Consider the following 12,627-nt stretch of genomic DNA (forward strand, 5'->3'; position numbering starts at 1 on the left):
GTGACACGGCCGCCCTGCCTTACTTGCGCCCGCCCGCAGCCTTGCCGGCTTCACGAGTGGCCTGACCGGCCGCGGAAGCGGCGGCAGCGATGCCGTTCTCAGCGATCTCGGCTGCCTGCTTGGCGGCTTTCTGCGCGCTTTCATAGACACTGCCGGCGCTTTCCAGTGCCGACTTGAGCACGGCTACCGCCGGTTCCGCACCCGCCGGGGCGTTTTTGGCGATAACGTCCACCAGTTCCCGCACCTGCTTGGTGCCCGCCTCGACCTGGCGCTCGGCAAGCTTGGCGATATCCGCCTGCGTGCTGGAGACCAGATCGTACACCTCGCGATTGAACTCCAGCAGGCGCTCCGCCTGGGCTGCCGGCTGAGCGAAGGACGCCTGCAACTCGGCGAAGGCCTGCGGGTCACGCACTGACAGCAGCTTGCGCAAGCTGTCGAACTGCTCGCCACTGGAAGCGCGTAGCGCCTTGAATTGCAACTGACTGAGCTGCTCGACGCTCTCGAATACCTTGCCACTGATCTGCTGCAGCAGGTCAAGGTTGGCTTTCTGTGCGCTTTGCAGTTTTTCCGAATCAAAAAAAGACATGGTCGGATCTCCTGGCAATGGGGAAGGCCACCTACGGCCTGACACGCGAAAGCCATCCATGATGGAGCTGCCGCGCCAGCATAATATTGCACCGCACAAAAAAGATCGCAAGAGCTTTTTTGCACTGCAAAAAAATTTTGCCCAAGCCGCAGCGATTCGCTATAAACCTAGCCTTAACGCCATGCAGCCTCTCCAAGGGGAGGATTGAGCGCAGGCCTTTAGCACGCCACCGAGATAGGAAATGCTCATGAGCCAGGAAAGTTTTTTTGCGAAGCGAGAAGACAGCTTTTCCTCATTCCATAATCTGTTCGAACACCTCAGCCGTCTGCAGCAGTTGCACGGCAAGCTTATGCTCGATGCCTTCGGCCAACGCCATGCGGCCCTGCTCGCGCCCCTCAACGAAGGTCGCCTGCGTGCCCCCAGCCCGGGAGACTGCTGGGAATACCTGGTCGACTGCGGGCAACGCGGCCTGCTGTTCTGGGATGCACTGCGCCAGCGTGGCGACAATACCCTGGCCCACGAGCGCGCCGGCTATCCCCTGCTGCTCAAGTTTCCCTACGAGGTGCTGATCGACGGCCACGACCTGCCTCATCCGGTCAACTATTCCCTGCTGCGCATCCTTCCAACGGCTGACCAGCCAAGCGATGCCACGCGTCAGCCGGTCATCGTCATCGATCCGCGCGGCGGTCATGGCGCCGGCATCGGCGGCTTCAAGCAAGACTCCGAAATTGGCGAAAGCCTGCGCGCCGGGCATCCGACCTATTTCATCGCCTTCAGCCATGCCCCCGCGCCCGGCCAGACCCTGCTCGACATCGCCGAGGCCGAAGCCCGCTATATCGAAACGGTCAGCGCGCGCCATCCCGAGGCCGGCAAGCCGGTGGTGATCGGCAACTGCCAGGCCGGCTGGGCGCTGATGGGCCTGGCGGCGGCACGTCCGGAACTGCCGGGCCTGGTGATCGTCAACGGTGCGCCGCTGTCCTACTGGGCCGGCGTCAACGGGCGCAACCCGATGCGCTATGCCGGCGGCCTGCTCGGCGGCGCCTGGATGACCCGCCTGGGCAGCGACCTGGGCAACGGCCGCTTCGACGGCACCTGGCTGGTCAGCAACTTCGAGAGCCTGAACCCGGCCAACACCTACTGGAGCAAGTACTACAACCTGTTCCGCGACGTCGACGCCGAAACCCCGCGCTTTCTCGATTTCGAACGCTGGTGGGGCAGCCCGACCCTGCTCAACAGCGAGGAGATCGAGGTGATCGTCGACGACCTGTTCATCGGCAACCGCCTGGCCGGCGGTTCCGGTCGCACGAGCGGCATCGATCTGAAACGCATCGAGGCGCCCGTGGTGGTGTTCTGCTCGTACGGCGACAACATCACTCCGCCGCAGCAGGCACTGAACTGGATAGCCGACGTCTACCCCAGCGACCTGGCACTGCGCAGCGCCGGACGCACCATCGTCTACCTGCAGCATGCCAGCATCGGCCACCTGGGCATCTTCGTCTCCGGCAAGGTCGCCCGGCGCGAACACCGGCAGCTGCTCGGCGCCATCGATGCCATCGCCCTGCTGTCGCCTGGCCTGTACGAGTTGATGATCGACGATCTACCGGCATCCCCCAGTGGTGACCAGGCGTATCAGGTACATTTCGAGTCCCGGCGTATCGCCGATATTCTCGCCCACGATGAAGATGGCCGAAGCGACGAGCGTGAATTCGCCCTGGTCGACCGCGTCTCCGGACTCAACAGCACGCTTTACGACTGGTTCGTGCGGCCCTGGATGCGCAGGGCGATCAACGAACCACTCGCCGAATCCCTGCGCAAGAGCCACCCATTTCACCAGCAGCAGATCGTCTGGAGCAGCCTCAATCCAGCCCTCTGGTGGCTGGCGGGAAGCGCGGCCCTGACCCGCACCAATCGCCGCCCGGCATCCCCCAACAACCCCCTGCTTGCCTGGCAAGAGGTATTCTCCAGCGTCATCGAGGCCCAGCTCGATGGTTATCGCGACATCCGCGATGCATCCCAGGAGTTGCTCTTCCACAGCTTCTACGGCGGGCTGAGCACCCTGACCGGAGGGCAAGCACCGCGCTCGCAACAGAGCCACATAGAACAACGGGACAAGGCTCTGATCGAGCATCTGCACGACTCGCTTCTCCAGGGTGGGGAGCGGGAAGCGCTCATTCGCATTTTCTGCCTGCTCGCACGTGCCAGCGGCAGGTTCGGCAAAGAACGCATCGAAGAGCTCGCCCAGCGCGCTCGCACGCTCTCGCAACAGCTCGGCATCGACCCTCTCGCCGTACGTGACAGCGTCCGCCTGCAGGATCTACTGGTCTTCGCCCACCCCGAGGAAAGCCTGAACACCTTGCCCCTTTTGCTAGCCAAGGCCAGCCAGCGTGAAGTCGTCCTGACAGCCGCCACGCACCTCGTGCCTGAGTTGCTGTACGCCGAGGGTGCCGTGGGTGATCTTTGGCGTCGGTTGCATGATCTGCTCGAACACCCATTGCCGGATTTCGCCCAACCATCCGTGCCACTCATCACGGTGGACAGCCCGCCAGAGCAAATCCAGGCAAGCCTGCGCCTCCCCGAGGCGGACGCCCCTACGTCCAAGGCCGCCACGCGACCAAGGAAGAAAAATGCCGCCCGGCCTGCCAAGGCGCAGGCACAGACTGATGCCAGCCCGCCCCCGGCAGCGACCCGGAGCAGGAGCCCAGTGGCCGCGCCGGAAAAACCAGCACGCATCAAGGCAACCCGCTCCGCGCCCGCACCTGGCCTCGCGAGCCCGGACAAGGGAGGCAACGCCGAATGAGCTTGGATCACTACCAGGCGCTGCTGAACCGCTGCGCCGAGATTGGCCCGCTGCCCACCATCGTCGTGCATCCTTGCGAGGCGAACGCGCTACGCGGGGCGCTGGAGGCCACCCAGGCCGGGCTGATCACACCGATTCTGGTTGGCCCGCGCCAGAAGATTGCGGCAACCGCCAGCGAAGCCGGTCTGGATATCGACGGGCTGACCGTGGAGGACGTGCCACACAGCCACGCCGCCGCCGAGCGTGGTGTCGCCCTGATCCGCCAAGGCCGTGGCGAGTTGCTGATGAAAGGCAGCCTGCACAGCGATGAACTGCTGCATGCCGTGGCCGACCGCGAAAACGGTCTGCGCACGGAACGGCGCCTCAGCCATGTGTTCGCCATGAGCGTGCCCAGCTACCACAAGCCGCTGTTCGTCACCGACGCGGCGGTCAACATCTTCCCCGGCCTGGAAGACAAGGCCGACATCTGCCGCAATGTGATCCAGATGCTGCACGCTCTCGGCATCGAACAGCCCAAGGTGGCGCTGCTGTCGGCGGTGGAAACCGTCACCGCCAAGCTGCCTTCAACCCTGGAGGCCGCCGCACTGGTGGTCATGTCCCGGCGCGGACAGATCGACGGCGCGCTGCTCGACGGGCCACTGGCCTTCGACAATGCGATCAACGCCGAAGCCGCGCGGGTCAAGGGTATCCACTCAGAAGTCGCCGGCGACCCGGACATCCTGCTGGTACCGGACATGGAAGCGGGCAACATCCTCGCCAAGCAGCTGATCTATCTAGCCGGAGCCGAAGCTGCTGGCATCGTCCTTGGCGCCCGAGTACCTATTGTTTTCACCAGCCGCGCTGACAGTCCAAGAGCGCGCATCGCCAGTTGTGGGCTGGCCGTGCTACTTGCCGAAGCACGGCGCGCTCGCCTGGGGATACCTGTATGAGCCCTGTTCAGGACGAACTCATCGTCACCGTCAACGCAGGCTCTTCGAGCATTAAGACCGGCCTATTCTCCGGTCGCCGGGGCGAAGATCAACCTCGCTTGCTGGCGCGCGGAAAGCTGGACGGGATTGGCGTGGCGCCACGTCTACAGGTCGTCATGGCCGACGGAACGATAATGCAGGACACGAGTTTCGAGCCGGAACAGATTGCCAATATGCAGGCGGCCTTCCAGCAGATTTATCGTGTCCTTGAAGAAGGCCTACAGGATCGCCCACCGGTGCTGATCGGCCATCGTGTGGTGCACGGGGGCATGGATTTCAGCGCACCGGTGCGCGTGGATCACACTACACTGGCACGTCTGAAGACGCTGGAGCCTCTGGCACCACTGCATCAACCGCACAACCTCGCGGCAATCCATGCCGCGCTCGAGCACGACCCTCAACTGCCCCAGATCGCCTGCTTCGACACGGCTTTCCATGCTGGACGCAATGAAATCAGTCAACTCTTCGGCTTGCCCTACGCGCTATACGAACAGGGCGTACGCCGTTACGGCTTTCATGGCCTGTCCTTCGAATACGTCAGCCAGCGCCTAATCGACAAAACACCGGAGCTCGCTACTGGCAAGCTGGTCATCGCTCACCTAGGCAATGGTTCCAGCCTTTGCGCTATCGAAGCTGGCCGCAGCATCGAAATGACAACAGGTTTTAGTGCTCTCGACGGCTTACCCATGGGAAGCCGCTGCGGCGCCGTGGATCCAGGCGTATTGCTGTACCTGCTGGGGCAAGGCATATCTGTTGATGAGCTGGAAAAACTGCTGTACAGACAATCCGGCCTGCTCGGCATATCCGGGGTCAGCAGCGACATGCGCAAGCTACGCGCCAGCAACGAGCCGCGCGCGGCCCTGGCCATCGACTACTACGCCTACCGTATCGCCCAGGAAGTCGGTCGGCTTGCCACATGCCTGGGCGGACTGGACGCACTGGTATTCACGGCCGGTATCGGCGAGAAGGATGCTGAGCTGCGTGCCCAGGTACTACAGCATCTCGCGCCGCTCTTCGGGCTGCAGCTAGACGACACGGCGAACCGACGCAACGCCGAGCTTATATCCGGTACATCCAGCACCCGATCAGTATGGGTCATCCCCACCGACGAAGAGAGCATCATCGCGCGCCATAGCTGGCACCTGTATCAGGAGCAACACCCATGAGCATCAAAGAAAGTCTGTCCCTGGCTGGCAAGCGCGGCCTGGTGGTAGGCATCGCAAACACCCATTCGATCGCCTGGGGCTGTGCCCAAGCGCTACATGAAATGGGCGCGGAACTGGCCATCACCTGGCTGAATGAGAAAGCCAGGGCGCATGTCGAGCCCCTGGCGCAACAGGTGCAAGCCAGCGTGCGGATGCCGCTGGACGTCACCCGGCCCGGCGAGCTAGAGGCTCTATTCGAGCACATTACAGAGCAATGGGGATCACTGGACTTCGTCGTACACTGCCTGGCCAGCGCACCCAAAGAGGAAATCCGCGGCCGCCTGCTGGACAGTTCCAGCAGCGGCTTTCAGCAGGCCATGGACATTTCCTGCCACTCCTTCATCCGCATGGCGCACCTGGCCGAGCCGTTGATGCCCCAGGGCGGCAGTCTGGTAACCATGAGTTACTTGGGAGCCCAGGAAACGATCGAAGGATACGCACTGATGGGCCCAGTCAAAGCCGCCCTGGAATCAAGTGTGCGCTACCTGGCCACCGAGCTGGGGCCACACAACATCCGCGTGCATGCCATTTCCCCCGGCCCCATGCCGACTCGAGCAGCATCCGGGCTGAAAGACTTTGATCACCTGCTGCAAACCTCTACCCATCGCGCGCCCCTGCGCCGCCTAGTCAGCTTGGAAGAAGTCGGCGGTCTGTGCGCATGGCTGGTCAGTAATGCCAGTCAGGGCCAAACTGGCGGCGTCCACTTCGTCGATGGCGGCCTGAACATCCTCGGCTAACCGCAAGGACTCTTCATGCAGGACAATACCTTTCTCGTTGAGGGGCTGGTCAGTTTTACTCTGGCGATCATGCTGCTGTTCGCGGGCAAGAGGCTCGCACAGCGTTACGAACCACTAGGCCGCTACAGCATTCCAGAACCAGTGCTCGGTGGCTTCCTTTGTGCCGCTGTTACCGCCGTTCTGTTCTACATACTGGATATCGAAGTGGTCTTCGACCTGGAGGTACGCGATGTACTGCTGCTCTACTTCTTCGCAGGCATCGGGTTGAAGTCGGATATCCGCAACCTGGTCAAGGGTGGCCGCCCGCTGCTAATTCTGCTGGTACTCGCCAGCGTGTTCATCGTCTTGCAGAACCTGCTGAGTATGGGCGTGGCCAGCGGTTTCGGCCTGGATCCCAGAGCCGGCCTGATGCTCGGCTCGATCTCGCTCACCGGCGGCGTCGGTACCACCCTGGCCTGGGCACCGCTGTTCACCGAGCAATTGGGCATCGAAAATGCCATGGAGCTAGGTATTGCCAGTAACACAGTGGGGTTGATCGCAGCGTGCTGTATCGGCGGGCCGATCGCTAACTACCTGATACGCCGCCACGCCTTAACCCCCTCTCGCGATTCAGACCTGGAAGTTGGAGTACCAGCAACCTCGGCAGACATCTCCGCCCCCATCAGCCATTACGACATCCTGTGGGCCTGGATGTGGTTGAACATGACGCTGATGTTGGGCCACGGCTTCAACTTGCTGCTGCTCAACAGCGGAATCACCCTCCCCTCGTTTGTCAGTTGCCTGTTGGCCGGGATCGTCATTCGTAACCTGTTGCAAGCAGCCATCGGCGGTCAACGCATCAAGCACTGGAGCGGAGCCGGCCAAGGGTTGGCGCTGATATCCGATATCTGCCTGGGTATGTTTCTAGTCATGGCGCTGATGGGACTGCAGTTGTGGCAGTTAGGCGGTGTTCTGGTCTTCGTCGTCACAGCCCTGACATTGCAGATAACATTGACGATCCTCTATACCGTATTGCTGGTTTTCCGTTGTATGGGCCGCAACTACGAAGCCAGCGTGATAGCCGCCGGCTTCGGCGGCATCGCCCTGGGTTCAACTGCAACGGCCATCGTCAACATGACGGCAGTTACTCAGCGCTACGGAGCCGCGCACCAGGCGTTCATTATCGTTCCGCTGGTCTGCGGCTTCTTCATCGATATCGTCAATGCACTGATCATCAGCCTGATGAGCGGCATCTGAGACATCCTCATGGGGCGTACTCTGCTCGCCTTCGTCCAGCCGGTATCGACCCGGAGACCTCCCGAACCAGCGCAGGCAGGCCTTGTGGAAACTGCTCTGATCGTGGAACCCCAGGTACTCGGCCACCTGGGTCAGACTGTATGAGCTGCGGCACAGGTAATAATCGGCCGACTGCCGGCGAACATCACCGAGAATGTCCTTGAACTTCAGCCCTTCCTTTTCCAGGCCTCGCTGCAGGGTACGCTTGCTCATGCAAAGAGCCAGTCCGATCGACTCCATGTCGCATCCTTCCTGACCCAGGCGCTCGATTATCAGGCCACGCACGCGCCCCCCCAAGGAGACACCACCCAACTGCCCCAGACGAAACTCGGCGAAGCGCTTATGTAACAACGCAAGCGCCTCATTGGCCGTGCTCAACGGGCGCAACAATTCTTGCTGGTCGAACAGGACACTAGTGTGCTGGGCACCGAAACGTAACGAACACCCGAATAACTGCTGATATTCAGGGAGATTACCCGGCTCGTCATGGACAAAATCGAATTGCAGCGGTTGCGGCAGCCCTCCCCCCATCAGCCAACGGCAAAAACCCAACAGGGCTGCGGCACCGGCATCCTCAAACGCTCGATTTCTGGGACAGCCCTCTTCAGGATGCTCCAAACATGTCAAACGCAGACGCCCGCCTTGCTCAGGAGACAGTGCGAGAGTGACACCATTGCCAAGTAGCAAGTGAAAACGCACAAAATGCTCCAGAGCCTGTTTCAGGTTGGCACTGGACATCATCACGTAGCCCACCAACTGGAAACTGCCAGGTTTGAAATGCACGGCAGCCTTGAGGCCGAGATTCGGATTGTCCGAATCCAACTCGGCCAGCGCCATCAGTCGATAGGCGCTAGCGCGCGTGAAGAACGCATCCTCCTGTGCCAGCAAACACATATCGATTCCTGCCTCACGACACAAACGCACCGCATCCAGTCCCTCCGCCTGCAGCATAGCCACCAGCATCCCGACGTAACTGGAACTGATCCTGTACATAGCATCCCTCTGCGCCCGTTCCCAGCCGAAAGGCAAACGATTGATCGCCGTGAAATACGCATATTAGAGGCCCGCAAGGCATTCTTCCTGATCCAGATCAAGACCAGGCCGAACCACTGTCAAAACGCGACAGAATTGGCGCGCAAGGACAACCCAGCGTCACCCAGAAACATTGTTCCTGCCCGTGAAGCACCGGAAGCTTGACCAAAATATCAAGGCTTCGATTAAGGAGGCATGGTCAGTGGCTACTTCGAGTAATTCGACACGTATAGCACTGGTCACCGGCGGCATGGGCGGCATCGGCACAGCGATCAGCCAGCGCCTGCACCAGGATGGTTTCACCGTAGTGGTGAGTTGCGGCCCCTACTCAAGCCGCAAAGCCTCTTGGATGGCGAAGCAATTAGAGGCTGGCTTCCACTTCCACTGCATCGACTGCGACATCACCGACTGGGACAGCACCCGCCAGGCTTTTGAGATGGTGCGCGAAAATGTCGGCCCGATTGATGTACTGGTCAACAATGCGGGGATCACCCGAGACGGTACGCTACGCAAGATGCCTCCCGAAAACTGGAAAGCAGTGATCGATACCAACCTCACCGGCCTGTTCAACACAACCCGTCAGGTCATCGAGAGCATGCTGACCAAGGGCTGGGGGCGTGTCATCAACATATCCTCGATCAATGGACAGCGGGGTCAGTTCGGCCAGACCAACTACTCTGCAGCCAAAGCCGGTATCCATGGTTTCAGCATGGCTTTGGCCCGAGAAGTGAGTGGCAAGGGCGTGACCGTCAATACGGTTTCCCCTGGCTATATCAAGACAGATATGACTGCGGCAATTCGCCCAGACATCCTTGAAGGCATGATTGCCGGAATCCCCGTCGGTCGCCTCGGCCAGCCTGAGGAAATTGCCTCGATCGTAGCCTGGCTAGCCTCTGATCAATCCGCCTATGCCACCGGCGCCGACTTCTCGGTGAACGGCGGCATGAATATGCAGTGATGCGCAATCGACTAGTCATAACATGAGGCATTCCAGATGATCGACGTCGTTATCGTCGCTGCAACCCGCACCGCCATCGGTAGCTTCCAAGGCAGCCTGGCCGAGATTCCGGCACCGGAACTCGGCGCCATCGTCATCCGGCGCCTGCTCGAGCAGACCGGCCTCGATGCTGCCCAGGTCGATGAAGTGATCCTCGGCCAGGTGCTCACTGCCGCGTCCGGACAGAACCCCGCACGCCAGGCTGTGATTCGCGCCGGCCTGCCCCACGTCGTTCCTGCGATGACCCTGAACAAGGTCTGCGGCTCGGGCCTCAAGGCCCTGCACCTGGCTGCCCAGGCTATCCGTTGCGGCGATGCCGAGGTGATCATTGCCGGCGGCATGGAGAACATGAGCCTGTCGCCCTACGTGCTGCCCAAAGCCCGCACCGGCCTGCGCATGGGCCATGCGCAGATGCTCGACAGCATGATCGTCGATGGCCTGTGGGATGCCTTCAACGATTACCACATGGGCATCACCGCCGAGAACCTGGTGGACAAGTACGGCATCAGCCGTGAAGCCCAGGACGCCTTTGCCGCCGCCTCGCAGCAGAAGGCCGTGGCCGCCATCGAAGCTGGTCGTTTCGACGCCGAGATAACCCCGGTGCTGATCCCGCAGCGCAAGGGCGATCCAATCGCCTTCGCCCGTGACGAGCAGCCGCGTGCCGGCACCACCGCCGAGTCGCTGGCCAAACTCAAGCCGGCGTTCAAGAAGGACGGCAGCGTTACCGCCGGCAATGCCTCCAGCCTCAACGATGGCGCCGCCGCCGTGCTGCTGATGAGCGCAGCCAAGGCCAAAGCGCTGGGCCTGTCGGTGCTGGCGAAAATCAGCGCCTATGCCAACGCAGGCGTCGATCCGGCGATCATGGGTATCGCCCCGGTCTCGGCCAGCCGCCACTGCCTGGACAAAGCCGGCTGGAGCCTGAACGAGCTAGACCTGATCGAAGCCAACGAAGCCTTCGCCGTCCAGGCACTGGCCGTTGGTCAGGAGCTGGGCTGGGATGCCGCCAAGGTCAACGTCAACGGCGGCGCCATCGCCCTTGGCCACCCGATCGGCGCCTCCGGCTGCCGCGTGCTGGTCAGCCTGCTGCACGAGATGATCCGCCGCGATGCCAAGAAAGGCCTGGCGACGCTGTGCATCGGCGGCGGCCAGGGCGTGGCGCTGGCCATTGAACGCTGACTAACGATTTCGCGGATCTATCGGGCGAGCTCCCCTGCACCCTCACCGCCTGGATGGCGGTGAGGGTATTCCCCGAAATGATCGCACCGTGCCCTTTGCCGGGCGCGGCCTTTTTTCATTTTCTTGGACAAACCATGAACATGAACAATTCACATTCTTTCGCTCACTACTGGTCAGGACAGGCGCCTTTCATCACCAGCTTCGCCCTACAGCAACTGCGCCTGTACGTAGCGCAAAACTCTTGGTTCAACGGGCATGACCAAAGCCAGTGGTTCAATGTCTCCCCCGAAGCGTTGGAACAATTGCAGGTTGACTACCAGCAACAATGGACAGCGCTTGGCCAGCAACTGCTGGCCCGTCAACCGTTCGACTTCGACGACCGGCGTTTCGCTAGTGGCAACTGGAGTGAACCGTTGTTCGGTTCCATGGCCGCCTTCTACCTGCTGAATTCCGGATTTCTGCTGAAATTGCTGGAGCTGCTCACCATCAAAGAAGAGAAGCCACGTCAGCGTCTGCGCTACCTGATCGAGCAGGCAATCGCCGCAAGCGCCCCGAGCAACTTCCTGCTGAGCAATCCCGATGCCCTGAAATGCCTGGTGGAAACCCAGGGGGCCAGCCTGCTCAGTGGTCTATTGCATCTGGCCGGAGACCTACAAGAAGGCAAGTTGCGTCAATGCGACCGAGGCGACTTCGAAGTTGGCGTGAATCTCGCCGTCACTCCCGGTGAGGTGGTGCTGGAAACTCCGCTGTTCCAGTTGATCCAATACCTGCCGCTCACCGATACACAGTACCAGAGGCCAATATTTATCGTCCCGCCGGCCATCAACAAGTACTACATCCTCGACCTCAGCCCGGAAAATTCTCTGGTTCGCCATCTGCTGGAACAGGGTCACCCGGTATTCCTGATGTCCTGGCGCAACTTCACCCAGAAACAGGCTGACATCACCTGGGAGCAGATCATCCAGGACGGAGTGATCAGCGCCCTACGCACTACCCGGGTCATCAGTGGCGAGCGTCATCTGAACTGCCTGGGCTTCTGCATCGGCGGCACCCTGCTGAGCTGCGCGTTGGCAGTGCTGGCTGCGAGGGGCGACCACGACATTGCCAGTCTGAGCCTGTTCGCCACCTTCCTCGACTACCTTGATACCGGGCCGATCAGTGTCTTTGTCGATGAGCAACTGGTGGCCTACCGCGAGCGCACCATCGGTGGCCATGGTGGTAAATGTGGCCTGTTCCGCGGAGAGGATATGGGCAACACCTTCTCCCTGCTGCGGCCCAACGAGCTGTGGTGGAACTACAACGTCGACAAGTACCTCAAGGGACAGAAACCACGCGCCCTAGATCTGCTGTTCTGGAACAACGACAGTACCAACCTACCTGGCCCCATGTACTGCTGGTATCTGCGCCACACCTACCTGCAGAACGACCTCAAGTCGGGCGAGCTGGAGCTGTGCGGGGTCAAGCTGGATCTGCGCTCCATAGAGGCGCCAGCCTACCTCCTCGGAACCCACGATGACCACATAGTCCCATGGCGCAGTGCCTATGCCAGCACGGCTCTTCTTGGGGGATCGAAACGCTTCGTCCTCGGATCTTCTGGCCACATCGCCGGAGTGATTAACCCACCAGCAAGCAACAAACGCCATTACTGGGTAAACGAGCACATCACGCCGATTGCTGACGACTGGCTACAAAGCGCTCAACAACACGCAGGTAGTTGGTGGGTCGATTGGTTCGCCTGGCTGGCCGGGCATGCCGGCGAGCTCCGGCCCGCCATCACGCGGATGGGCAATGCCGAATACCCTCCCCTAGAACAAGCGCCTGGGCGCTACGTGAAGCAATGACCGCCCGAAGTTT

The 12,627-nt window shown here is 61.1% G+C and carries 10 protein-coding genes and 1 pseudogene; 9 read left to right on the forward strand and 2 right to left on the reverse strand.

Annotation, left to right across the window (positions count from 1 at the left end):
• Positions 1–19 precede the first annotated feature (19 nt).
• On the reverse strand, positions 20–586 hold the full coding sequence (locus UIB01_RS20065; RefSeq protein ID WP_003464225.1) for a phasin family protein: 567 nt from the start codon (positions 584–586) through the stop codon (positions 20–22).
• A gap of 58 nt (positions 587–644) precedes the next feature.
• On the opposite strand from UIB01_RS20065, the gene UIB01_RS23155 reads away from it, so the two are divergent.
• Genes UIB01_RS23155 through gltS form a run of 6 tightly spaced genes read left to right on the forward strand, consistent with a single transcriptional unit; the run spans position 645 to position 7,529 of the window.
• Positions 645–794, forward strand: coding sequence for a hypothetical protein (locus UIB01_RS23155; RefSeq protein ID WP_153336801.1), 150 nt, complete (start codon positions 645–647; stop codon positions 792–794).
• A gap of 39 nt (positions 795–833) precedes the next feature.
• Entirely contained in the window at positions 834–3,383 is a 2,550-nt protein-coding gene (locus UIB01_RS20070) for a DUF3141 domain-containing protein (protein ID WP_003464227.1), read from the forward strand.
• Positions 3,380–4,312 (forward strand): phosphate acetyltransferase, encoded by a 933-nt coding sequence (locus tag UIB01_RS20075; RefSeq protein ID WP_003464230.1) that lies wholly within the window; start codon positions 3,380–3,382, stop codon positions 4,310–4,312. Before UIB01_RS20070 ends, UIB01_RS20075 begins: the two co-directional genes overlap by 4 nt.
• The gene (locus UIB01_RS20080) at positions 4,309–5,517 is read left to right on the forward strand and encodes an acetate/propionate family kinase (protein ID WP_003464233.1); all 1,209 of its coding nucleotides are present in this window, start codon (positions 4,309–4,311) and stop codon (positions 5,515–5,517) included. The genes UIB01_RS20075 and UIB01_RS20080 overlap by 4 nt, the downstream gene beginning before the upstream one ends.
• Positions 5,514–6,293: an enoyl-ACP reductase FabI gene (gene fabI, locus UIB01_RS20085; protein WP_010563431.1), complete on the forward strand. Its 780-nt coding sequence runs from the start codon at positions 5,514–5,516 to the stop codon at positions 6,291–6,293. Before UIB01_RS20080 ends, fabI begins: the two co-directional genes overlap by 4 nt.
• Positions 6,294–6,308: 15 nt before the next feature.
• On the forward strand, positions 6,309–7,529 hold the full coding sequence (gene gltS, locus UIB01_RS20090; protein WP_010563430.1) for a sodium/glutamate symporter: 1,221 nt from the start codon (positions 6,309–6,311) through the stop codon (positions 7,527–7,529).
• 51 nt (positions 7,530–7,580) lie between these two features.
• Here gltS and UIB01_RS22960 read toward each other — a convergent pair.
• Positions 7,581–8,561: pseudogene (locus tag UIB01_RS22960) on the reverse strand (AraC family transcriptional regulator); the annotation flags it as partial.
• A gap of 241 nt (positions 8,562–8,802) precedes the next feature.
• On the opposite strand from UIB01_RS22960, the gene phbB reads away from it, so the two are divergent.
• The 3 genes from phbB (at position 8,803) to phaC (ending at position 12,614) form a co-directional block, all read left to right on the forward strand.
• Complete coding sequence (gene phbB / locus UIB01_RS20105; protein ID WP_011911905.1) at positions 8,803–9,558, forward strand: acetoacetyl-CoA reductase; 756 nt, start codon at positions 8,803–8,805, stop codon at positions 9,556–9,558.
• A 36-nt stretch (positions 9,559–9,594) separates the two neighbouring features.
• The gene (locus UIB01_RS20110; protein WP_003464250.1) at positions 9,595–10,773 is read left to right on the forward strand and encodes an acetyl-CoA C-acetyltransferase; all 1,179 of its coding nucleotides are present in this window, start codon (positions 9,595–9,597) and stop codon (positions 10,771–10,773) included.
• Positions 10,774–10,913: 140 nt separating this feature from the next.
• Positions 10,914–12,614: a class I poly(R)-hydroxyalkanoic acid synthase gene (gene phaC, locus UIB01_RS20115; RefSeq protein ID WP_011911904.1), complete on the forward strand. Its 1,701-nt coding sequence runs from the start codon at positions 10,914–10,916 to the stop codon at positions 12,612–12,614.
• Positions 12,615–12,627 lie beyond the last annotated feature (13 nt).

Source organism: Stutzerimonas decontaminans, assembly GCF_000661915.1.
GTDB classification, from domain to species: domain Bacteria; phylum Pseudomonadota; class Gammaproteobacteria; order Pseudomonadales; family Pseudomonadaceae; genus Stutzerimonas; species Stutzerimonas decontaminans.